This window comes from Ectobacillus polymachus, from assembly GCF_048159605.1.
In the GTDB taxonomy this organism is placed as follows: domain Bacteria; phylum Bacillota; class Bacilli; order Bacillales; family Bacillaceae_G; genus Ectobacillus; species Ectobacillus polymachus.
Genome location: NZ_JBLREB010000004.1, coordinates 90,800 through 114,246 on the forward strand (window position 1 = coordinate 90,800; position 23,447 = coordinate 114,246).

The window sequence follows — 23,447 nt, forward strand, 5'->3', positions numbered from 1 at the left end:
TGTTTTACAGAATTCTGTAAAACAGTGCATTTTTTTCTTGCAAGAACGGAAAAGTTCAAATGAGCTCCGAGATTAAAAACGATAGAAAAATTGGTTGATACATGGAATGGCTATAAGTGGATGGAGGGAGACTTTTAGAAAGGAAAATTCTCTATTATTATGTCATAGCTGTCATTGTACAACTTGGAAAATGGCAGGATGCTCTTTTAGTTCGTTTTTTAATCTAAACATAATCGTGTTATACACTTCTGATTTGTATGTTTGTAATAAGGCGCTTTTTAAATGATGCTGTTTGAAGAAGATATCAATACGCTTTTGTACATAGCGTATAATTTGTTCTTTATAAAACAACTTTTTTTGTGTAATCTTCTCATGAATATCATTCGAGATAGAAAAGATAAATTGTAAAATAGACATATCTAATACACCACAATATTCATTGATTTTCATCCTAAGACCCCCTTCGTTTGTAAAGTGTTTATCCTCGTATTTACAATATGTTTACAATGTTTTTCTATAATTGTAATAGAATGTAAATAAAAATCAATTCATCCGACAAAACAAGTCAAAAAACTCTTACTAATGCAATGAAATGATTTTACAATCAATTGAAAGCAGCACATCCTGGTTCATACGGATCCAGCTGGAAATAATAGTATATGAGTACAGTTAACGTTATGTTAAGGAGTGGGAAGCCCTATTTTAGAAGGTTATCCACTTTACTTCAAGTGATAATGAATACGAAATGATATAAAAAAGTACGAAATTGGGGGCTTTCTTATAAAAGTAATATTACTGCATGGATTTAATAAAAATTCGAAAGACATGAAGCCGTTGAAGCGAAACTTAGAATTATTGGGATATGACTGTATTTCACCAGATTTGGAACTTACGTATAAAGAAATTGAATTTTCAGCACTGGTTCTAGAGGATATGTTAGAAGAGATAATTAAATTAGATTCAAAAGAAGATGAAAAAATCGATTTGGTTGGTCATAGTACAGGTGGATTAGTTATTAGGAAATTTATCGCTAGTACGAAATATCCCCATAGAATTGGGAGATGTGTACTTATCGCGACACCTAATAAAGGCAGTAAATTGGCTAATCTTGCTGGGAACGTTAAGTTATATGTAGAAATTTATAAGACATTGAAATCTCTAAGTTATGAATACGCTGAACAACTTAATACCGAGAATTACTCTGGAATTGAAATTGCTGCAATTGCAGGTGATAAAAATAATCTTTTATTAGGAAAATTAATTGGGGATAAAAATGACGGTAGAGTTGAAGTCCAATCGGTTTATTTGCCAAATTTAAAAGATTTTATGATATTACCTTATGGGCACAAAGAAATACATCATCAAGTAGAAACAGCAATATGGATAGATGCATTTTTAAAGGAAGGAAAATTCAAGTAAGAGTTATCATGATGAGAAATTTAAGAATATCAAAGTATACAAGAGGATGTCCTTCAGACCGATGAATGCTTCTTTACCTCAACCGGCATTGAAGTCATGCCAATGATTCAGCTAGATGGCTAGCAAATTGGAGCAGACATTCCAGGAACAATCACAAAACAGCTGCAAGCAGCGTTTGAAGCGAGTATTTCGGAATAAGTTGGGGGCGTATGAACTGAGTGGTGCGAGGGGCGAAACGTGTCGGATTTTGCGAATAATCGATAAATCAAGGGAATTCGTTGATAAAAGTCTTCTTTTCGTCGATATATTTTAATTTTCGTCGATAAACGATGCTTTTTCGTTGATAAATATATCGATTTCGTCGATAAAACCTCCGCGGTCCAATCAGAGCCTACCACTAGACATTCAATAAGAAACTGTCGTTCCGTCGATTCTCACTTCACGGCTTAGATAAAGTAAGAGCGGAATTCGGCATCGTGGCAATGGCCCACAGTCTATTGAAAGTGAAAAAGTGTCAACGAAAAACAAATTTTTTTTCGTTGACACTGTTATTTTAGGGACTTTTTAGACGGCCCCTTGTATTTGACTAGTATAATACTATACTATGCAGTATACTGTAATTAACAGTAAGGTGTAGTTGATAGGGAGGTGGCTGTATTGGTTGCAAAACGAGGGCAAGGCTATCGTCATTTGCCAGCATTTATTCTATTGGCGCTTACGCAGAAAGCTATGCACGGGGGTGCAATTCATTCTTTCTTACAGGAAAGCCTCCCGTCCTTTCATACAGATACGGGTGCAGTGTATCGCTGTTTACAAGAAATGGAGAAACACGGCGCTGTCGAGTCGGTATGGGACACAAGTGAAGCGGGGCCGGCCAAGCGGATTTATCATATGACTTCGCTCGGATGGGAGAAATTAGACGAATGCAAGCAGGACATTGAAGACAGAGTTGCAAATCTAACTTATTTCTTACGCGAGTACGAACAATTGAGCAGACCTAATGAATCGTTGTAGTCATAATTTATGTAAAGAGTATAAAAGACAAAGATCAGGAGAATACAATGGGACAGGAATTTTATAAAAAAAAGTATTCAGCTCGTGAGTTTTACGTCGCCCTTTATAAAGGAATTAGAACCATTCCTTATATGGTGAAAAATAAAAGAAGTAAGCAAATATCGATGGAGTTTATAGAACGAATTATGCTGGCGGTAACGGAAGTGAATGGGTGTGAAATTTGCTCTTATGCGCATACAAAAATAGCACTCGAGCAAGGAATGAGTAACGAAGAGATACAGATGCTTTTGTCTGGAAATAAGGAGAAGGTTCCTGAGGAGGAAGCTCCGGCACTCCTTTTTGCACAACATTATGCAGATACAAAAGGTAATCCTTCCACTGAATCGTGGCAAAGGATTATAGATACGTATGGAAAAACAAAGGCTTTAGGCATTTTAGGTGCCATCCGTGCCATTATGGTTGGGAATGTGTATGGCATCCCCTTAAGTGCCTTTCGTAGTCGTTTGTGCGGAAAACCGATTCAAAAAAGCAATTTCTTTTACGAAATTACGATGATTTTAAGCATTCTATTGTTTTTGCCTGTTGCTCTTCTTCATAGTTTATTATTAAGTCTCGTAAAATTTCCTATTATCTAAAACGAACCAACAAGGTCTATTTGAACAGGGTTGGTTTGTAATGAATAAGACAATATACAACACCTTCGCAAATGTTACACTGGAATCAGTACATGAATCGGAGGTGTTTTTGTGTTGTCACCTAAATGGGAGGGATAATCAGATATGCAATATAAGAGACCATTCATTCTTATGATAACGCTGTACATTGTTCTTATGTATTTTGACTATGTAAATTACAATCAATTCAAATGGGTTGAAAATATTATACAGACATTGTTTACAGTAGTGTTTTATGAAATTCTTATGTGGTTATTTACTTCTCCCAATAAATCAACTTCTAAAAAATAAGAGGTGGATTTCAATTGTGGCGAGACAAAGTGGTATTTTGCATAGAAAGAAGGTGTACCAATGAAAGTTATTATTGCTATTGATTCCTTTAAAGGTAGCATTGCCTCTATACAAGCGGCACAGGCGGTTGCTCTAGGGATTACAGACGTATATCCAGATGCAAAAATTGTTGCGATGCCCATGGCAGATGGAGGGGAGGGCACGGCGCAAGCACTGGTGGCGGCTCTGCATGGACAGATGGTAAAGGCCGAAGTAACGGGACCTCTTGGGGAACGGTTGGAAGCTTCCTATGGATTGGCAGAAGATATGGCAGTCATCGAAGTAGCAGCGGCATGCGGATTACCGCTTGTTCCAGAGGAAAAACGAAATCCGTTAGAAACGACGACGTACGGTGTGGGGGAACTGATTCGTGATGCGATGGAAAGAGGCTGTCGTCGTTTTCTAATTGGGCTTGGCGGAAGTGCGACGAATGATGCTGGGATTGGCATGCTGCAGGCGCTTGGATTTTCCTTTCGAAATGAGAACGGACAAGAGGTTGGCTTTGGAGGGAAGGAGCTTCAATCCATTCGAACGATTTTGTTTGATCACGTTCATCCCTTGCTGCATGCTTGTACGTTTCAGGTAGCCTGTGATGTATCGAATCCGTTGTATGGACAAAAGGGCGCGGCCTGCGTCTTTGCTCCGCAAAAAGGGGCAACGCCTAGGATGGTGGAAGAACTGGATGCAGGTCTTAAACATTTTGCGAAAGTGGTGGAAACAACGATCCACCAAAATGTGCAAATAGCTGGAGCCGGAGCTGCAGGAGGATTGGGGGCTGCGTTCGCTCTCTTTTTACATGGTGTACTAGAGTCTGGCATCGATGTAGTGCTGGAGATGACAAAGCTAGAAGATCATATGCAGGGAGCAGATTTTGTTATTACAGGAGAGGGTAAGCTTGATTTGCAAACCGTAATGGGAAAGGTTCCGCAAGGTGTAGCAAGACTGGCACAAAAGTATGATGTGCCTGTAATTGGTTTGGCAGGAGCAGCTGCCGGCGATTTATCAAAACTTGGACTAACCGCCTATTTTTCGATTACTCCCGCACCTATGTCATTCGAAGAAGCAATGAAGGAAGAAGAAACCTTTCACAATTTACGAATAACAACGCGACAAATTTTTTCATTAGTAGCTATAAGTAAGCGTTGATGCGCAAAAGGGTATGAAGGAAATCTTTCGTTTGAATACGTTTTTTTGTTCTTTCTACTCTTTTTGACAGCGCATGTATGGTGAATCCTGTATTTTTCGTCTACAATAGTAGTATTGGTAGTCAAGGAGGGATTCATTTGGATAACCAAAATAAAGAACTTCTAACTGCTTCTACTGAGGAGCCTGTGGAGCTGATTGTGAAAGAAGAAGAGCTCACAAAGCTAAACAAAGAAGCTGATTTATATGTGCAAAAGTTAAATAGTGAACGAAATATTGATATTTCGAATGTATTAGCTCAGCTAGCAGCACTTGGTGATAAAGAACAACGAGAAGCAGGAGAAACGCTAACTGCTCTTAAACAGCCGGTTGTAGCAATGATGAATGGGAAAAATGATGAAATACCAAGTACATTGCTTGAACTACGTAAGGTTGTTTCTCAGCTAGATCCGAATTCTGCGAATTCATCAGGATTGAAACGTGTTATGTATAAAGTGCTTCGCAAAAATCCGTTAGAATCTTATATGTTGAAATATCAATCCATTGATAAACAAATTGAGGCAATTATTAAATCATTGTTAGTTGGCCGTGATAATCTTCAAGAGGATAGTGTTGGCTTACAGGTACTAAAGGAACGATCTATTCAAAAAATAGAAGCGCTTGATAAACAAGTGTATCTTGGTAGAAGACTTTCCGAAATGCTAGAAGAAGAACGGCAAAAGCCAGAACGAAGCAAGGATATAACGCTTATTAATGATGCGCTTGAGAAAATACTTGTTCGTACCCGCAATATGCAGCAAGCGAAAAGCATTCTTTTGCAGTCCATTGCATCTATTGATATCATAAAGAAAAACAATGAGAAACTGCTAGAAGCGATTCGAAATGCTGTTTCGATGACGCAAAATGTCGTTACGATTTCTGCTTCCATTCAGCTTGCACTTGCTAATCAACGTAAGAGTATTGATGCCGTAAATGCAACGAATGAAGCAATTGAAACGATGATACTTAGCAATTCTCGTGCCTTAAAGCAAAATACAGAAGAGACAACACGTTTACTTGAAAATCCAGCGATTGGAATGGACAAGCTTCGTGAATCATTTGATAATGTTTTTGCTGCCCTGCAGGCTTCAGAAGAATCTTCAGAACGGATTATTCAGTCAAGTAAGACGTTCGTGAAAGAGATCGATGCCTTTAATGATGAAATGAAGAAGAAACTGATTCCTTATGTGACGAAGTAATAAGGATGTAAGAAAGACTTGGAGGTGATTCTATGCATATTATGTCATTGTTATTCATGATTCTTTGGATACTAGTCGCGATTGGTTTGACTACTGTTATTGTACTCGTGTTTCTAGGTCGGAGGTTATATTATTCTTGGAAAAAGCCATACAAACGAGCAACAGAATCACTAGTACGTGTTTCCAATCAATCGTATCCTTTTTTGAATGAGTTTTCACGTAGTGCGTTATTTCGCCAGTGGATGCGGACGGATGGTATGCAAGATGTAGGAACGCTGACTGTTCTATTTAGTGCTAGCGACGATGTAACGAAAGGATATATTATCTCATCTCTCTCTAAGGAAGAGCAGAAGAGGCTTCATAGTACAGTTCGGCATAAGCGAAGCTTTACGAAAGAGGATGTAGATCAAACGGTTTCCAAGTTACATGACTATATGGAAGAGGAATATTACCATCCAACTAAGAAGCATGATTTATCTTTCTATCGTCTTTTTTTCTTTGATGAGTATGCGGAAGTGCTTTCGCAAATTGGGCACTATAAAAAGGTAGTAAATATAACTTTGCAGCACACAATTGATGAGATTGTAACGTCAGTCATGCAAAGTATTCCGTATTACCGGGCTAACAAAATGTATGAGCAGCAGCATAAATACGAAATGTTTTTAACAAAGGATCTACCTAATATGCTGGAGCTTATTTCTCAGTTGCCTCCTTCGCAACGACTTGGGAAAGAGCAAGAATTAGCTGTGTTTTTGAAGGAATTTCAAGAAGCCTTGAAACAGGCTGAAATGAGTATATACGAATCGGTTGAAGATGCGTTACATGTAAAGATTCGGACTGCAAGAGAAAAATTGTATCAAAATTAACGATGAAAGAATGGAGAACCAAGCCTCTTATTATCAATGCTCCATACGGAATCATTTTCGTAGAGCAGAGATGATAAGAGGTTTTTTGCATTCAATTACTTCCTTTATTTTACTTAATATAATATATTTCTCTTAATTTATAAAAATTATAATATTAATAAATTCTTTACATAACTATAAAGTTTTAATGGAATGCGCAACGTATAATCAATTTGTTGGAATATTAAAAAATAGAAGGAGAGTGAAAAAATGGGTAAAATGTTTCGAAATAAGTTTGCAGTAATTGTGTTAGCTGTATTCGTATTCGCATGTAATATGATCTCATTTATACCAGCAGTATCTGCAGCTACCAGTACTGTAACAAATCAAGTAGAAGTTTCTACAGGAAAGAAAGTATTATTTGACAATACTCATGGTCAAACGGCAGGAGCAGCCGACTGGGTTATTGACGGTGCTTTTTCGGATTTTGCTGACGGCTTAAAAGCCGATGGATTTACGGTAGAACAATTGGATCGTCAAATTCCGTATACATTTGGAGAACAAGCCATTACCTATGATAAACTAAAAAACTATGATGTATTTATTATCGGAGAAGCAAACATCCCGTATAAACAATCCGAGCAAGATGCGATGCTTCAATATGTGCAAAATGGGGGAAGTATTTTCTTTATTGCAGACCATTACAATGCAGACCGTAATAAAAATCGTTGGGATGCATCTGAAGTAATGAATGGATATAGACGCGGTGCCTATACGAATCCGGCAAAAGGTATGACCTCAGACGAAGCAAATTCGCCAGCAATGCAAGGAGTATCAAGCTCTGATTGGCTTGGATCGAATTTCGGGATTCGTTTTCGTTATAATGCAATTGGTGATGTAAATGCAACGGATATTGTAACTGCTGACCAATCATTTGGTATTACAAAAGGTATCAGTGCAGTTGCTATGCATGCAGGTTCTACACTTGCAATACTTGACCCGCAAAAAGCAAAGGGTATCGTATACATACCAACAGGAGTTCCTTCATGGTCTTCAGCGGTAGATCAAGGTGTGTATAATGGCGGTGGCCGAGCTGAAGGTGCGTTTGCTGCTATTTCCAAAGTTGGACAAGGAAAGGCGGCATTTATTGGAGACTCTTCACCAGTAGAAGATGCTACACCAAAATATTTACGAGAAGAGAATGGAAAAGCAAAAACAACGTATGATGGTTTTAAAGAAGTTAACGACGGTAAGTTTTTAGTACAAACAGTAGAATGGCTTTCGCAAAAGGAGAGTTATACGAATTTAACGGAAGTTCCAGGTTTACAGCTCGATCAACCGACAAAGCTGCTTCCGATGGAAGATCCTGCTTCTTCCACAGAGCCGCAATCAGAACCATGGGCTGCTCCAGATCCTGGATATAAGTGGTATGATCCATCTACGTTTAAGCCAGGATCATATGGTTCTACGACGCAACCGAGCACGAATCCAGTGTATAAATTTGTACATCAAGCAACATTGCCAAGTCAGCAGGAATTTAAAATTCGCGTAACAGCAGATAATTTATTACCAGGGCAATCGCAAACAAGCCTCAAAGCAGGTATATATCTAGCAAGCGGAGAGCAAATTGCCCAATTTCAAAACGCTGATGGTACATGGTCTGCTTACGGGTATAGTCCTGACCTTACACTTACTGCAGATGCCACTGGTCATGCTTCGAAGGAATTAACAGTGAAAATTAAGCCAGGAAAGCAAGGGGCAGCAAATTTACGATTGAAACAAGGCACAAACAATGTGATTACAGAAAGTGTAAACATTGCAAATGTTCCAGCTGAAGAATTACCAGGAGATACAATCCCTGTACCAGCACCTACTTCCATTCTAGCTGCGAGACAAGCTGCAGATAATACGCTTGTTACGATTGAAGGTGTGATTACATCTGAGCCCGGTGGATTTGGTGGACAAGGTTTTTATTTACAGGACGATGCTGCAGGAATTTACGTTTATCAAAACACAGCAGGATTTCATAAAGGTGACCGAATCTCCATCAGTGCTGTCAAAACAACATTTAATGGAGAAGTCGAGCTAAGCGATCCAGTTGTACTAAAGAAGATCGGTACTTCTACATTGCCGAAACCTGAGGTGCAAGGAGCGGTTACGAATGAAAACCAGGGACGTCTTATTAAAATTGAAAATGTAGTGATTCATAATGTTGTCTCTGCTGCTCCAGCAGGTTCATTTGAATTTGATGCGGTCGGTCAATATGGAACGACACATGTTCGGGTGGATGGTCGAACAGGTATATCTCAGTCTGCATTTCAACAACAATATCCAGAGGGAAGCTCGGTAAACATTACCGGAATTTCTTCTATTTTTAAAGGAATGTATCAGTTAAAGCCGTTAGAATTTGCTAATTTTGAATTGGCAGATACCACTGCGCCTGTTACAACAGCAGTCGTTGATGGAGTATCCGGTGAAAATCAATATAATACGAAAGACGTTACAGTAACGTTTACTGCAAGCGATGACAATGGTTCAGGAGTAGCAAAGACGGAGTATCAAGTAGATGGCGGAGAGTGGACATTGGTAAATGGACCAGTGACAATCTCAGACGAAGGGAAACATACCCTTGCATATCGTTCTGTTGATAAAGCTGGAAATACAGAAGAAGCAAAAACACTTCCAATCTGGATTGATAAGCAAGCACCTGTAACGAACGCAGTCGTTGATGGAGTATCCGGTGAAAATCAATATAATACGAAAGACGTTACAGTAACGTTTACAGCAAGCGATGACAATGGTTCAGGAGTAGCAAAGACGGAGTACCAAGTAGATGGCGGAGAGTGGACATTGGTAAATGGGTCAGTGACGATCTCAGACGAAGGAAAACATAGCCTTGCATATCGTTCGGTTGATAAAGCTGGAAATATAGAAGAAGCAAAAACACTTCCAATCTGGATTGATAAGCAAGCACCTGTAACGAACGCAGTCGTTGATGGAGTATCTGGTGAAAATCAATATAATACGAGGGACGTTACAGTAACATTTACTGCAAATGACAATGGATCAGGGCTAGAAAAAACAGAATATCGATTAGATGGTGGAGATTGGATTACAGTAGCTGGACAAGTTATCCTTTCTGAAGAAGGAAAATATAGTCTTGACTATCGTTCCATTGATAAAGCTGGAAACGTAGAAAACAGCAAAACACTTCCAATCTGGATAGATAAGCAAGCACCAACTATAACGATGGAAGGGGCAACATCGTTCTATCAAACCGATGCGAAGGTCCCTGTAACTGTAAAAGTTGAGGATGCCTTAAGCGGCGTAAAAACAGTCCAATACACACTAGATGGTCGTGTTATTGATAGTTTAGATACTGTTTCGCCATTATCCTTATTAGTAGGATCGCATGTATTCACTGTCAATGTGGAAGATTATGCGGGAAATAAAACAAGCCAGACGTTTACGTTAGAAAATAAAATCGATATTTCGCACTTAAGTGAGTTATTGTCAATTGGTTTTAACAATAATGACATTCAAAAGCAAGGAACGGTATCGAGTCTTCAAGCTAAAATAGAAGGGATTAAGGAAGCACCTACGAAACAAGCGCAACAAAACAAATTACAAGCATTAGAAAATGAAGTCAGAGCACAGCTTGGAAAATCAATTTCTTCTCGTTTTGCTTTATTGCTTTTATCGGATATACAGAACATTCGAACACAGTTATAACACAGGCAAAGGGTGTCTCGAAAGGTCAAATATAATGACCTTTTGGAGACATCCTTTTTTTATCCAGCTTTAACGGGCAGTAAGACCCCCACTTCAAGGTTTTAGAGAGAGCGGAGAAGGCTAAGTGGGGGACAACTGCCCGTAAAAGTCCGTATTGGTGGGGCTAACCCTCGGTGGGGGATGAGAGAATACCCCCACCGAGGGAAGTTTCACTTTATTGGAATGAGGAAATTATTGAAAAAAGATGGAGAAAGTAATATTATCATTATTGATAATGATAATATATTGTTTTCGGAAAATGATTTAGAATTCATTGGTATGAAATAGAGGTGATAGCAATGAATGAGAAGGCAAAGCTTGTCTTACATCCTGTACGGATATCGATCCTGCAAACGCTTGTTGGTGATCGAAAACGAACGGTACAAGAAATTGGAGAGAAACTGCCAGATATTCCGCAAGCAACCTTGTATCGTCACTTAAACAGATTAGTTCAAGGTGGCATTATCGAAGTTGTATCCGAAAACCAAATCCGTGGTACAGTTGAAAAAGTGTACGCAATTTCCAGAGAGGGAATGAATCTTTCAGCAGAAGAATTTGAAAAAAGCTCGAAAGAAGACAAGATGACAACATTTATACAATTTGTTGGAACATTGATTAATGATTTTGGAAAGTATGTAAATCAAGAAAGGATCGATATACTGCGAGATGGAGTAATGATTCGTCAGGCTGATCTGTATATGAGTGATAAAGAATTTACGGAATTTATTCAATCACTTCAGGAGATATTTAAACAAGCACTTCAATACGAGCCATCTCAAGATAGAAGAAAGCGAACGATATCTACCATCATTATTCCAGAAGTAAAGATGGGAGGAGAGTGAAACAAGAAGTACGGAACATGATAGAACAATGATTAGAGAGCATATATAAGGAGGAAGGAACATGGTAAGTCATGCAGCTATTGCTGGTCTAGTGATACAAGCTCTGATCGCAGCTTTAATCCCAATTGCAGCATTTACATATTTGAACAGAAAGTATTCTATTTCGCTTCGCCCAATTGCTGTTGGGGTAATGGTTTTTATTGCCTTTTCACAAGTTTTTGAACCGGCATTGAATGCTTATATTTTGAATGTTAATCCAATAACAGCAGTAATTAAAAATAATCCGTATTGGTATGCTTTATATGGGGCATTAGCGGCTGGTGTGTTTGAGGAAATTGGACGATATGCAGGGTTTATGATATTTTTAGGAGAAAATCGTGAACGTAAAGATGGATTAGCGTATGGTCTTGGTCATGGAGGAATTGAAGCGCTTCTAGTTGGTCTCATGAGCAGCATTCAAAGTATGATATCTGCAAATCTCATTAATTCTGGTCAATTTGATGCTATTTACAGTAAAACAGCATCTCCTGAAATGATTGCATCGGTAAAAAATAGTTTAGAAGCACTTACTCTTACAAATGGTTTGTTTGGTGGAATAGAACGGATTGGAGCATTTTTACTTCAAGTGGCTTTATCCTTACTTGTACTATATGCAATCAATTCGAAGAAACTTCACTATGTAGGGCTTGCTATTCTGCTTCACACGGCTTTTAACTTCGTAGCTGTTTACCATAAAACAATAGGTCTGAACATCGTTATTGCAGAAGTATTTATCATTATCATGGCAATTGTATCTGTCCTATATATACGAAAAACGAAAGAAGAGCATACTAAGGAAAAAGAGGCTGAATAAATCAGCCTCTTTTTCTTATCCCGCTATTTAAAGGAACTGATGGAATTTTCACTTTATCGAAAAATAGGCAAGAAAACCCCGCCTTCAAAACGTGCAGGGCATAAGCACAGTTTAAGGAGGGGATGAATCGCATTTGTAAATATCGTTTTGTATTAATACGAATGTATGTTCTTTTTTGGGGTTTTGTAGTATTATGAAGGAAAGAAGGAGGTGAAAATTATGAAGAAAGAAAAAGAATATGCAACTTATCAAATTAGGATCAAGAAAGGTCATAAGTTATACCCTTACTTCCTAGAAATGTGTCAAAACGCAAAAAATCTTTACAATACAACAAACTTCTATATTCGCCAAGTGTATACGGCCTTACGTACGGATAAACCACTACAGCCACTTCAACAAGAAGTTCTCCATACATTACAAGAACATATTGAAATCATGAATGAAAATCAACTGCGTGCGTACCAAAAACGCGTGCAAAGGCAGAAAAAAAAGCCTGTTGAAAAACGGAAAAAAATCAAGTGTAATCTATTTACATTGCCGACAAAAGAGCAATCATCCCTATCGTATAACTTCCTAGATTGTTTGTTTAAAACAATGAAACAACAAGATTATATAAACTTGCCAGCGCAAACGAATCAAGCGGTCATGAAGAAGTTATTTCAAAACTGGAAATCATTCTTTGCTTCTATGAAATTATATCAGAAACAGCCTTCCACTTTTACTGGCAGACCTCGCATTCCAAACTATATCAAATCATCTATGAGAGAAGTTATATTCACGAATCAAGTTTGTAAACTCCAAGAGAAGTACATTCGTTTTCCTAAAACAAGCCTGAAATTAAATATCGGTAAATTGTTCGGGATTATCAAAAATCTTAAAGAGGTACGGGTGTCTCCTGCTTACGGGAAGTTTATAGTGGAAATTGTGACAGAAGAAACCAATACAGCACCTGAACATGTCGACAATCATCGCTATATGAGTATGGATTTAGGAACCAATAACATTGCAACTATTGTAACGAATACAGGAGCTACTCCTGTATTAGTAAAGGGCAATGTCATCAAAAGTATCAATCAATACTACAACAAGCAAAAGTCTTATTTACTGGGGATTCTTCGTCATGGAAAAGAACCAAAAGAAGGACCACACACATCCGCGCGTTTAGAGAGGCTTCATGAGAAACGGTTTCTCAAAATAAAAGATTTCTTTCACAAAACCAGTTACCACATTGTTCATTTCGCAGTTCAACATAAGATTTCTATGATTGTGATTGGGAAAAATACTTCATGGAAACAAAACAGTAATATAGGAAAACGACAGAATCAATCCTTTTGCCATATCCCCCACAATCTACTTATTGAAATGATCACCTATAAGGCAAAACGAAAAGGTATTCCTGTGCAAGTAGTGGAAGAATCGTACACAAGTAAGGCATCCTTTCTAGACAATGATGCGATCCCTACTTACGGTGAGGAAGACATTCCTGTATTCAGTGGAAAACGTATTAAACGTGGTTTGTATCGTACGAAAGAAAACAAACTACTGAACGCAGATGTGAATGGTTCCTATAATATCCTAAAAAAAGCAGTTTCAAAGGCGTTTGCCAATGAAATAGAGGGGTTGTGCCATCAGGCAGCTGTGTCAACTCCACTCGTGTTAAGCATCTACTAAAGGTGATACACGAGAAACCCCCACTTCAAGATCCGAAGGAGATAAGTGGCAGGAGTTTTCATTAGGAAAGTATAGATATTAATATTTCAATTGAAAATTTTTGGTAAACAATGCTATAATGTCACAATGTATGTATGAATTTGGGAAAAAGAAAAAACATAGTATTAGGTGATTGATAATTTGAAACAAATATGGAGTATTTATACGACAGATATACGGAATGTGGCAAAACATTGGGCTGCAATTGTTATAATATTGGGGCTTACAATTTTACCATCGCTATATGCGTGGTTTAATATTGAAGCCTCGTGGGATCCTTATGGAAATACGAAAGATATTCCCATTGCAGTATCTAATGAAGACACTGGTACAACTTTACGCGGGAAAGATATTAATATAGGGAAAGAGGTTGTTGATTCTTTAAAAGAGAACAAAAACCTTGGTTGGAAGTTCGTTGATGAGAAGCAGGCCATAGATGGTGTAAAGCATGGCCATTATTACGCAAGTATTACCATCCCAAAAGATTTCTCCGAAAAAATTGCAACGGTATTAAGTGATAATCCGCAAAAACCAGAGCTTCAATATTATGTGAATGAAAAAGTCAATGCTATTGCACCAAAGATTACGTCATCAGGTGCATCAGGTGTTGTACAGGAAATAGACAAAAACTTCGTAAAAACAGCAAACGGTGAGATTTTTAAAATTTTTAATGAACTTGGGATTGATTTACAAACGAATTTGCCAAGTATTGAAAAAGTAACAGAACTTGTTTTTAAATTAGAAGCGCAGTTTCCGGATATTAATAATTTGGTTGATACAGCATTAACGGATGCCAGTGCGGCACAAAAACTTGTAAAAACAGCGCAAGACACATTACCGACGGTTGAGAATGTCATTCGAGATGGACAAGCAATGACGAAGGATTTAGATGTGTTTTTTGCACAGAATACGAAAACGTTAGAAGCTGCACCAGAAGCAATAAAAAACAATCTAATATTTCTAAAACAGTCTGCAGATGGTGCCGTGCAAATTACAGAGTTCTTGAAAAATCCAGCAGGGAATTTAGATTTAGCAAATATTAACGAACAAACATTAACCGAATCATCAAAAACTGTAAAAAGCTTTTTAGCATCTACTCGACAAGTGTTAGTATCTACACAACAATTGGCAGATGCTATGAAACAAAATAATGTTGTTGATCCTAAAACGACAAAACAAAATCTTCAAATCATTAAAAATCAAATTGATGTTAGAAGTCAACAAGTAGATACAATCATTTCATTATTACAAACTCTTAATGAAACATATAACACAACAATCTTCAATGATAATATTGATGGACTGAAAGGTTTAAAAACTGTATTAGATAACACAAGTATGAAGATTGATAATATGATTAAGACTATAGATCAAGGGCAACAGCCGTCGCAAGATGCGATAAATGCAATAGATCAAGCTGCTAAAGATGGAATTACGATTATCGACGGTATTTTAGGAACATGGCCTGATTTGGGTCAATTAAAACAACCGGGCGTAGATTTAGACCCAGCGAACAACGGATTGAATTCTTTAAAAGCAAGTTTATCAGCGGGGATCCAAGTGATAGACGGGATTATTCCTGTATTAAATGATGTAGATAAAATTGCTGGAGATTTAAATAAAACAACAAATATACCAAGTACAATTAATCAATTAAACAAAGTAAAAGGCGATTTCCAAAAAGGAATCGACGGGGCCAATTTAGCATTAGATGCAATCAATAAAGGTCAGAAACCTGCAAAGGATGTAGTTGATGGTATAAATGCTGCATCTAAAAGTGCTTCAGGGGCATTAGGTGACATTTTAGGAAAGTATGATTCCGAAATTGTTCCAAGTTTCAACGATGCTATTGAACGTACGAAACAAATGTCAAAAGATACATCAACAATCTTAAGTGAAGCAAATAAGAGTCTTCCTGATGTGAAAAAAGTATTAGAAGATGCATCGAAAGGTTTAACTCTTGGCAAAGATGAAGTTGAAAAGGTAAAAGCTGAGCTTCCTGATGCACAGAAGAAAATAACAGACATTGCTAATAAAATCCGCGACTTTCAATCACAAGAAGATATAAATGATGTCATCCGTTTGTTAAAGCATGACGTAGAAAAACAAAGTGATTATTTCGCAAACCCAGTAAACTTAAAAGAGAATAAGTTATACCCAATACCGAACTACGGTTCAGCGATGTCGCCGTTCTATACAGTGCTAGCGTTATGGGTAGGGGCATTACTTATGGTTTCATTGTTAACAGTAGAAGTACATGAGGAAGATGCGGAGCATAGATTTTATCACATTTACTTTGGGCGCTTTTTAACGTTCTTAACGATTGGCCTTGCACAGGCGTTTATCGTAGCAATGGGCGATATGTTTTTACTAGGTACTTATGTAGTAGATAAATTCTGGTTTGTTCTATTTAGTATGTTGATTAGTGGGGTATTCGTCTGTATTGTTTACTCGCTCGTTTCTGTATTTGGAAACATCGGGAAGTCACTGGCGGTTATTTTACTCGTACTACAAGTTGCCGGTTCAGGTGGAACATTCCCAATTCAGATGACACCGAAATTCTTCCAGGCTATTTACCCATTTTTACCGTTTACGTATGCGATTAGTATGATTCGTGAAACAGTTGGCGGTATGCTGTGGGATATTGTATGGAAAGATCTTCTCGCATTGTGTGTCTGGGTCGGTGTTATGCTTATATTTGCACTGGTCTTGAAAAAGCCAATTAATAAGTCGAGCCGAAAGTTTGTTGAAAACGCAAAAGGAAGTAAGTTAATTCACTAATAGAACAAAGGTTTCTGCCAATTATGGCAGAAACCTTTTGTTTATCCCGCTATTCGCGGCAGTAAGCCCCCCTACCTTGAGGAAGTTTCACTTTATCCCGCTTTAACGGGCAGTAAGCCCCCCACTTCAAGGCTTAGTAATCGGAGAAGACTAAGTGGGGGACAACTGCCCGTAAAAGTCCGTATTGGTCGGGCTAACCCTAGGTGGGGGATGAGAGAAAACCCCCACCTAGGGAAGTTTCACTTTATCTTGCATGAACTTTATTTAAGAATTGAAGGGTACGAGGGTTTTTGGGATTTATAAAAATGTCTTCTGGAGTACCCTTTTCTACGACAATTCCTTGATCCATGAAAATCACTTGATCTGACACTTCTTGTGCAAATCTCATTTCATGGGTGACAATGACCATTGTCATGCCTTCTTTCGCTAAATCTTTTATGACTTTTAAGACTTCGCCAACGAGTTCAGGATCAAGTGCTGAAGTTGGCTCATCAAAGAGTAACACTTCTGGATTCATTGCCATTGCGCGTGCAATGCCGATACGCTGTTGTTGCCCGCCAGAGAGCTGATGAGGATACATATCAGCACGGTCAAGTAAGCCGACCTTTTCCAGAAGATGCATCGCATTTTTGCGAGCTTCTTCCTTTGAGCGCTTTAGCACCACAAGTTGGCCTTCCATTATGTTTTGCAGTGCTGTCAAATGGGGGAAGAGATTATAACTTTGAAATACCATCCCTGTTTTCTTCCGAACAGCGGTCATTTCCCCATGGGACAGCTTCTTTTTTGATGAGAAATCGATTATCGTATCTCCAAGCTCGATAGATCCTCCATCTGGTATTTCGAGTAAATTTAAGCAACGTAGTAGCGTCGTCTTGCCGGAACCAGACGGTCCGATAATAACGGTTGTTGAGCCTTTCTCTACAGTGATATCAATCCCCTTTAGCACGTTCAAATCCCCAAAACTTTTCTGTAATTGTTGTATGTGTATCATTTGAATCCTCCTTCCCGCTTATTTTGCTGTTTTTCGATCAAAGTGATTTTCAAGCTTCGCTTGGAAATACGAAAGCACCGTACTAAACATCAAATAAATGAATGCAACTTCAATGTATAACCATAGAGGTTCGTACGTATTTGCAGCAATTTCTTGCCCCTTTTGGAACAATTCCGTTACCGTAATCGTTGCAGCGAGAGAAGTATCTTTAACAAGTGAAATGAAGGAATTTCCTAAAGGCGGAATGGAAACACGTATTGCTTGCGGTAAAATAATACGTCGCATCGCCTGAAATTTTGTCATACCTATAGAATACGCAGCTTCCCATTGGCCTTTTGGAATGGAGAGAATAGCTGCCCGAATAATTTCAGAGCTATATGCACCTACATTTAAAGTAAAGCCAATGATTGCAGCCGTGAATGGATTCAATGTTAAGCCAAGGCTTGGCAGTCCGTAGAACAGAATGAACAATTGCACAAGCAATGGTGTTCCTCGGAATATCCATACATAAAATTTTGCAAGAATGATAAGTGGTTTATTACTGGATAAACGAGCTAAGGCTGTTACAAAAGCCAGTAAAGTTCCTAGTAGAAACGTAATGAGTGTTAATGGAATCGTATAATCCAAACCGGCTTTTAAAATAGGGAAAAAGGAATCGCTAAGGATTCCTATAATACGTTGTGCTTGATCTATATTTACCATATGTGCTTCAGCCCTTTACTTCGATACATCTGTACCGAACCATTTTTGAGATATCTTTAAGTAGGTTCCATCGTTTTTCATATCTGCAAGTGCTTTATTGACTGCTTTCACTAAGTCATCGCTATTTTTACGGAATAAGAAGGCGTTGCTCGTTGCATTTGGCTCTTCGTATACTGTTTTTACTTTTACATCCGGACGTTGTTTTTTCAAATCTAAGTAAGATAGACTATCATTTAATGTTGCATCCACGCGACCAGATGAAATTAAATCAATCGCTTGATTAAATCCATCCACAGGTGTGTTTGTAGCACCGTGGTCTTCAGCAATTTTACGATAGTTACTGTCTAAGGACTGTGCAACCTTTTTACCTTTTAAGTCATCTAAGGATTTAATTGTATTGTTATTTTCATTAACGACTAGAACGCCTTTTGATACGATGTATGGATCAGACATATCATATTTTTGTTGGCGGTCAGGACGAACGGCTACTTCATTAGCAACCATATCATAGCGTTTTGCATCAAGTCCTGCAATCATGCCATCCCATTTAGTTTCAACAAATTTTGGTTTAATATTTAAGCGTTTAAACACTTCTTGTGCAATTTCGATATCAAAACCTGTTAATGCTCCAGATTTATCATGAAATGTAAATGGTGCGTACGTTCCTTCTGTACCAATGGTAATTTCGCCTTTTGCTTTAATTTGGTCATAAAGGTTGTTTGAAGTTGAAGCAGTTTTGTCGTCTTTTTTTGTACCGCATGCTGCTAGTGCGAGCACAAGGCTGAAAGAAAGAATGATAGTAAGTAGTTTCTTCATATTTTATCCCCCACTAATTTTATCGGATTTATAAGTTTAAAATTGCTTTTTTAGATTAATGCAAATTTGAAAAAAAGTCAATGAAAATGTGTTGGAAGATAAAAGGGGGCTTTAGAGAAAGAGAAAAGGCTGTCTTCTAGTCAGAATTTGACTTAAAAGACAGCCTTTCTTTGTTTAATATACAATTTTAGGATGCTTGTAGTTCATCAGAGGATCCAGTATGTTTTTTATCTAGTTTATCCCATAGAAATCCGAGTAATGCTCCAACAATTGCTGGTAATACCCAGCCTAATCCATAAGCCGATAGAGGTAATACATCCATCATGTGTCCAAACGACTGCAAAGGAAGGAATGCTTTCAATCCATCATATACGGAAACGATACCCGTTAATAAAATAGCGCAGCCGTATACTTTTCTTCTTGATGTAATGAAGACAAGAACAACCAAAACAATGGTAAGTGGATAAGCCATCTCAAGAAATGGGACAGATATAGCAATAATTTGATTTAAGCCTAGGTTAGCAATTAAGAAGCTGCCAATCGTAACGATTGTAACAAACGTTTTATAGCTTACTTTATTCGTAAGCTCAGAGAAAAACTGACCGCATGCTGTCGTGAGTCCGACGCAGGTTGAAAAGCAAGCGAGTGTAAAAATAAAGCCGAGTAGTACTGTGCCGCCTAATCCTAATAGATGATTCGATGCAGCCCCAAGAAGGTCAGTACCATTTTTAAATGTACCTTGTCCACTCATAAGTGCGCCAAGCCAGCCGATTGTTATATATACGATTGAAAGCGCCGATCCGGCAACGAGGCCAGCCTTAATCGTATATGCTGTTAATGCTTTCTTACCTTTAATTCCGCTTCGCTGTAATGTATTCATAATAACGATTCCGAAGGCTAAGGCAGCAAGAGCGTCTAGTGTCGAATAGCCATCAATAAATCCTTTGAAAAACGGACCAGCTGTGTAACTAGCTGTTGGTGCTGCTAGTGGAGCGTGAAGATTGAAGAAAGCTACGCCGCATAAAAATGCAATGGCAACCAAAAGAGTAGGCGTAATCAATCGACCCATGTAATTTACTATCTTGGATGGATTCATGCTAACGAAATAAACAAGGGTAAAAAATAAAATTGTGTATCCAAATAGTAGAAGAGAATGATTCATTCCCTTTGAGACAAATGGCATAAGGCCCATTTCAAAGGCAACGTTGGCATTACGGGGAATGCCAAAAAATGGTCCAATCGATAAATAGACAATAAGAGTAAAGATGAATCCAAATAGAGGATGCACGCGACTCCCTAGTGCTTGGACGCCGCCTTTGACAAGAGAAATTGCTGCAAGAACAAGAAACGGTAAGCCAACGCCGGTAACGACGAAGCCAATAATAGCTGGCCAGAATGATGTTCCAGCATTCATTCCGAGAAAGGGAGGGAAGATCAGATTTCCTGCTCCGAAAAACATGGAAAATAGCATAAGTCCTACAGCAAAGATGTCCTTGAGTTTCATAACCGATCGCTCCTTTTTTTGTTTAAAGACAATAAAAAAGCCCGTCCCCTTAAATTAGGGACGAACTTTAGCTCGCGATACCACCCTACTTCCGCATAATACACTGCGGCTCTCAATCAACGTACCATCATACGTGTTCCATTTGTAACGGTGGACATACCGTCAAAGCCTACTACATCATTCAGCTTTGCATCTCGGAGATGATTTTCAAATATAATTTATTCATCAACTTTCAGCAACTGTTGACTCTCTGTGGAACAAAAACGATATTCTACTCTTCTCGTCATTGATTTCATATGGAGATTTCAGTCTGTATAATGTTACGTGATAGCAAATGTCTTTGATGGGTTATAGGTTATCAATAATTTTTTGATATGTCAATATATTGTGTAAAATTCAATTATCCTAAAATAATGGTAACGGTTTTGATAGAATCAGTAGTAGTTGAAACGCAAGAGGTACATTATAAATCAGGAACAAGAATGCCTTCTTCAACGGCATTCCGAATGTCTTCTGCGGTAATCTGATCTGGCAGAGCATCTACTGTAAATGGCTTGTCCTGTTGATCTACTAAAAAGTCATATAGTTTATCTTTTTCTAAATACTTATAGAAGTAATCATGATAAATTCCCTTTTTTGATACATAACACCAAGGGGCAAGCTTGTAAGCTGTACATGGCTTAGCTGAACGACTTAAGTCATCTGCATAGCGAGTACCTGAAGTGATGAGCTGCTCATATCCTGATAGATTTGCATCATAATTATAGGTTTTATCTAAAAATTGATGAACCTTTTGCATGTCAATCGTTTCTTGGAGTAAGGCAAGTACGGCTTCTACTGCTGCATCTGTATCACCGTAATCTACTTTTTCTACATAATAACCTTCGGGAACAATAGTACGCTGTGCTCCTACATTAGAAACTACCACAGGTGTTCCGCAGGCAATGGATTCAATTTGTACATAGCCAAATGCTTCAATAAAATTCCCAATGCAGAGCGTTACATCGGCAATTGAATAAATGCCAGGCATTTCGTGACCTGGAAGCCAAGGATAGTATACGATTGCATCGCGGATGCCTAGCTTTTCTGCATGTTCCAGCAATGATTCATAAAAAGCTGCCGTTTCTTGCGATACATTCACATCAAAATGCTTTGGCATAAGCAATTTGATATTGTGATTACTAAGCTCCTTAAGACGTGCTACAACTTCAAAGGATTGATAGATTCCCTTGCTTGGGTCTGGTCGGTGTGGGAACAGGATAACTGTATCACTTTCTGCAATACCAAGTTTTTTTCTCCAATCGCTTTGTGTAGGCTTATACACATGTAAATCAATACCATTTTTAATAACAGTTAAAATATCGTCAATATGAGGCAACACACGTCCTACCGTATGTTTTACACATTGGTACGTATAATCGCAAGCGACGATAAAGCGATCTCGATTTGTATGAAAGGCTGAAATGAGAGCTTCAGGATATACGAAATTTTTTAAGGATGTAACCGTTGGAATGTCTTGATGTAAATAGCCATAATCCATTTGTCCATCATGAATATAGAACACATCATGCTCCTTTACATAGCTTCGTATTAATTCATAGGAGTGAGCAAGATGGAAGGGATGGGTGTCATAAGGAATTGGAAATGTTTCTTTAAACCGTAAAATAGGTAAAACCGTAACATGTTCACATAATTCAAAAGGCTCACTGTTGTCGCTTCGATGATTTGTTAAGACGGTAACGGTATGACCTTTCTTAGAAAAATAAAATAAAAGCTCACGTAAATGGCGTTGTGAGCCTCCCATAGAAACGTCCTTCATAAAGGTTGCCATCGAAAAAACAAGAATTTTCATAACGGAATCTCTCCTAAACAAGTGTTAAATAAGCAATAACGTACCGCCCATCATTGGGAACAGTACCATAGACGTTTTCAAAAAAGCAGCGGGAGCGCGCTTTGTAAATTTTGCACCGATGTATGATCCGAGCATCGTTCCAATAACTACCTCCGATAGTAGTTGTAAGTTTAGATAGCCTAAATGATAGTATCCAGTGCCTCCAGCTATGGCGATTAGAATAATGACAAGCATCGTTGTTCCTGCTGATTTTCGTACAGACATTCCTAAAATGGCCATTAGCCCAATTTGGATAAAGGGAGTCGATCCAATGCCAAACAATCCCGATAAGGCACCTGTGATAAATCCGATGCCACAAGCTGACACAAAGAACAAAATACCAGTCATTGGCGTGCTACTATCATCAATCGATTGTTTTCGAGATATAATAAACATGCGAAGCCAAAGAACAATTCCTGACAAATATAACATACTTGCTGTCATCCATTTTAATTGATCAGCAGGCATAAAAACAGAAAACTTCGAGCTAATCCATGCACCAATCGCTCCAAATATACCAACAACAATTCCTTGCTTTAATGAAACATTTTCTTCAAGGTAGTGACTCACTGCCCCCGATAGAGATGAAAATATCATCGCAACAAGTGCGGTTCCTAATGCAATATGAATAGGTATGCCAAACAGTACTAAGATTGAGATAATAAATCCCGAACCCCCTGCACCGACGAATCCTAATAGAAGTCCTACTGCAAACATTGTAATAATAATTTCAACTGCCATTGACATTCGTATTACCTCTTTTTTCAGAATACACTCTTTCTATCATTAAAACATTGAATGAGATTACTGTCTAATAGAAGGAAATCGATAAATGGAGAAATATGGAAATTTAAATTGCTTACTATGCGAAATTAGGCTGAGAAGCAAGTATAGAAATGTAGAATGGTTGTTTGATTAAATAG

Annotated in this window: 19 protein-coding genes and 1 other annotated feature; of the genes, 12 read left to right on the plus strand and 7 right to left on the minus strand. The window is 38.1% G+C overall.

Annotation, left to right across the window (positions count from 1 at the left end; all coding sequences use genetic code 11):
• Positions 1–171 precede the first annotated feature (171 nt).
• Positions 172–450: a hypothetical protein gene (locus ACM5BR_RS15560; protein WP_416828927.1), complete on the minus strand. Its 279-nt coding sequence runs from the start codon at positions 448–450 to the stop codon at positions 172–174.
• Positions 451–795: 345 nt separating this feature from the next.
• On the opposite strand from ACM5BR_RS15560, the gene ACM5BR_RS15565 reads away from it, so the two are divergent.
• The 12 genes from ACM5BR_RS15565 (at position 796) to ACM5BR_RS15620 (ending at position 16,620) form a co-directional block, all read left to right on the plus strand.
• Entirely contained in the window at positions 796–1,419 is a 624-nt protein-coding gene (locus tag ACM5BR_RS15565; RefSeq protein WP_416829058.1) for an alpha/beta fold hydrolase, read from the plus strand.
• Positions 1,420–2,076: 657 nt separating this feature from the next.
• The gene (locus tag ACM5BR_RS15570; RefSeq protein WP_416828928.1) at positions 2,077–2,433 is read left to right on the plus strand and encodes a helix-turn-helix transcriptional regulator; all 357 of its coding nucleotides are present in this window, start codon (positions 2,077–2,079) and stop codon (positions 2,431–2,433) included.
• Positions 2,434–2,480: 47 nt separating this feature from the next.
• Positions 2,481–3,068 (plus strand): carboxymuconolactone decarboxylase family protein, encoded by a 588-nt coding sequence (locus ACM5BR_RS15575; RefSeq protein WP_416828929.1) that lies wholly within the window; start codon positions 2,481–2,483, stop codon positions 3,066–3,068.
• A gap of 144 nt (positions 3,069–3,212) precedes the next feature.
• Complete coding sequence (locus tag ACM5BR_RS15580; RefSeq protein WP_416828930.1) at positions 3,213–3,398, plus strand: hypothetical protein; 186 nt, start codon at positions 3,213–3,215, stop codon at positions 3,396–3,398.
• A 60-nt stretch (positions 3,399–3,458) separates the two neighbouring features.
• On the plus strand, positions 3,459–4,583 hold the full coding sequence (locus ACM5BR_RS15585) for a glycerate kinase (RefSeq protein ID WP_416828931.1): 1,125 nt from the start codon (positions 3,459–3,461) through the stop codon (positions 4,581–4,583).
• A 185-nt stretch (positions 4,584–4,768) separates the two neighbouring features.
• Positions 4,769–5,818 (plus strand): toxic anion resistance protein, encoded by a 1,050-nt coding sequence (locus tag ACM5BR_RS15590; protein ID WP_416829059.1) that lies wholly within the window; start codon positions 4,769–4,771, stop codon positions 5,816–5,818.
• Positions 5,819–5,850: 32 nt separating this feature from the next.
• Complete coding sequence (locus ACM5BR_RS15595) at positions 5,851–6,684, plus strand: DUF3974 domain-containing protein (RefSeq protein WP_416828932.1); 834 nt, start codon at positions 5,851–5,853, stop codon at positions 6,682–6,684.
• A gap of 258 nt (positions 6,685–6,942) precedes the next feature.
• On the plus strand, positions 6,943–10,395 hold the full coding sequence (locus ACM5BR_RS15600; protein WP_416829060.1) for an OmpL47-type beta-barrel domain-containing protein: 3,453 nt from the start codon (positions 6,943–6,945) through the stop codon (positions 10,393–10,395).
• Between the two features lie 338 nt (positions 10,396–10,733).
• A complete protein-coding gene (locus tag ACM5BR_RS15605; RefSeq protein WP_416828933.1) occupies positions 10,734–11,276 on the plus strand; it encodes a helix-turn-helix domain-containing protein in 543 nt (180 codons plus the stop codon).
• Positions 11,277–11,337: 61 nt separating this feature from the next.
• Positions 11,338–12,129, plus strand: coding sequence for a YhfC family intramembrane metalloprotease (locus tag ACM5BR_RS15610; RefSeq protein WP_416828934.1), 792 nt, complete (start codon positions 11,338–11,340; stop codon positions 12,127–12,129).
• A 219-nt stretch (positions 12,130–12,348) separates the two neighbouring features.
• Positions 12,349–13,800 carry an RNA-guided endonuclease InsQ/TnpB family protein gene (locus ACM5BR_RS15615; RefSeq protein ID WP_416828935.1) on the plus strand — a complete coding sequence of 484 codons (1,452 nt, stop codon included), beginning with the start codon at positions 12,349–12,351 and terminating at the stop codon, positions 13,798–13,800.
• Positions 13,801–13,980: 180 nt separating this feature from the next.
• Positions 13,981–16,620: a YhgE/Pip family protein gene (locus ACM5BR_RS15620; RefSeq protein WP_416828936.1), complete on the plus strand. Its 2,640-nt coding sequence runs from the start codon at positions 13,981–13,983 to the stop codon at positions 16,618–16,620.
• 244 nt (positions 16,621–16,864) lie between these two features.
• Here the strand turns inward: ACM5BR_RS15620 and ACM5BR_RS15625 are convergent, their stop codons facing one another.
• The 6 genes from ACM5BR_RS15625 to ACM5BR_RS15650 all read right to left on the minus strand — a co-directional run bounded on the left by ACM5BR_RS15625 (position 16,865) and on the right by ACM5BR_RS15650 (position 23,265).
• Entirely contained in the window at positions 16,865–17,611 is a 747-nt protein-coding gene (locus ACM5BR_RS15625; protein ID WP_416828937.1) for an amino acid ABC transporter ATP-binding protein, read from the minus strand.
• 18 nt (positions 17,612–17,629) lie between these two features.
• On the minus strand, positions 17,630–18,313 hold the full coding sequence (locus ACM5BR_RS15630; RefSeq protein WP_416828938.1) for an amino acid ABC transporter permease: 684 nt from the start codon (positions 18,311–18,313) through the stop codon (positions 17,630–17,632).
• Positions 18,314–18,328: 15 nt separating this feature from the next.
• The gene (locus ACM5BR_RS15635; protein ID WP_416828939.1) at positions 18,329–19,129 is read right to left on the minus strand and encodes an amino acid ABC transporter substrate-binding protein; all 801 of its coding nucleotides are present in this window, start codon (positions 19,127–19,129) and stop codon (positions 18,329–18,331) included.
• A 187-nt stretch (positions 19,130–19,316) separates the two neighbouring features.
• Positions 19,317–20,633, minus strand: a complete 1,317-nt coding sequence (gene brnQ / locus ACM5BR_RS15640; protein WP_416828940.1) for a branched-chain amino acid transport system II carrier protein — start codon at positions 20,631–20,633, stop codon at positions 19,317–19,319.
• Positions 20,634–20,686: 53 nt separating this feature from the next.
• Positions 20,687–20,929 (minus strand) — a binding site (T-box leader).
• A 167-nt stretch (positions 20,930–21,096) separates the two neighbouring features.
• Positions 21,097–22,485 (minus strand): glycosyltransferase family 4 protein, encoded by a 1,389-nt coding sequence (locus ACM5BR_RS15645; protein ID WP_416828941.1) that lies wholly within the window; start codon positions 22,483–22,485, stop codon positions 21,097–21,099.
• Positions 22,486–22,509: 24 nt separating this feature from the next.
• Positions 22,510–23,265, minus strand: a complete 756-nt coding sequence (locus tag ACM5BR_RS15650) for a sulfite exporter TauE/SafE family protein (protein ID WP_416829061.1) — start codon at positions 23,263–23,265, stop codon at positions 22,510–22,512.
• Positions 23,266–23,447: the final 182 nt, after the last annotated feature.

Bases quoted from the DNA above. Each gene is read 5' to 3' on its own strand.
- ACM5BR_RS15560 (WP_416828927.1), bottom strand. From the start codon at position 450: ATGAAAATCAATGAATATTGTGGTGTATTAGATATGTCTATTTTACAA.
- ACM5BR_RS15575 (WP_416828929.1), top strand. From the start codon at position 2,481: ATGGGACAGGAATTTTATAAAAAAAAGTATTCAGCTCGTGAGTTTTAC.
- ACM5BR_RS15580 (WP_416828930.1), top strand. From the start codon at position 3,213: ATGCAATATAAGAGACCATTCATTCTTATGATAACGCTGTACATTGTT.
- ACM5BR_RS15585 (WP_416828931.1), top strand. From the start codon at position 3,459: ATGAAAGTTATTATTGCTATTGATTCCTTTAAAGGTAGCATTGCCTCT.
- ACM5BR_RS15595 (WP_416828932.1), top strand. From the start codon at position 5,851: ATGCATATTATGTCATTGTTATTCATGATTCTTTGGATACTAGTCGCG.
- ACM5BR_RS15600 (WP_416829060.1), top strand. From the start codon at position 6,943: ATGTTTCGAAATAAGTTTGCAGTAATTGTGTTAGCTGTATTCGTATTC.
- ACM5BR_RS15605 (WP_416828933.1), top strand. From the start codon at position 10,734: ATGAATGAGAAGGCAAAGCTTGTCTTACATCCTGTACGGATATCGATC.
- ACM5BR_RS15610 (WP_416828934.1), top strand. From the start codon at position 11,338: ATGGTAAGTCATGCAGCTATTGCTGGTCTAGTGATACAAGCTCTGATC.
- ACM5BR_RS15615 (WP_416828935.1), top strand. From the start codon at position 12,349: ATGAAGAAAGAAAAAGAATATGCAACTTATCAAATTAGGATCAAGAAA.
- ACM5BR_RS15625 (WP_416828937.1), bottom strand. From the start codon at position 17,611: ATGATACACATACAACAATTACAGAAAAGTTTTGGGGATTTGAACGTG.
- ACM5BR_RS15630 (WP_416828938.1), bottom strand. From the start codon at position 18,313: ATGGTAAATATAGATCAAGCACAACGTATTATAGGAATCCTTAGCGAT.
- ACM5BR_RS15635 (WP_416828939.1), bottom strand. From the start codon at position 19,129: ATGAAGAAACTACTTACTATCATTCTTTCTTTCAGCCTTGTGCTCGCA.
- brnQ (WP_416828940.1), bottom strand. From the start codon at position 20,633: ATGAAACTCAAGGACATCTTTGCTGTAGGACTTATGCTATTTTCCATG.
- ACM5BR_RS15645 (WP_416828941.1), bottom strand. From the start codon at position 22,485: ATGAAAATTCTTGTTTTTTCGATGGCAACCTTTATGAAGGACGTTTCT.
- ACM5BR_RS15650 (WP_416829061.1), bottom strand. From the start codon at position 23,265: ATGGCAGTTGAAATTATTATTACAATGTTTGCAGTAGGACTTCTATTA.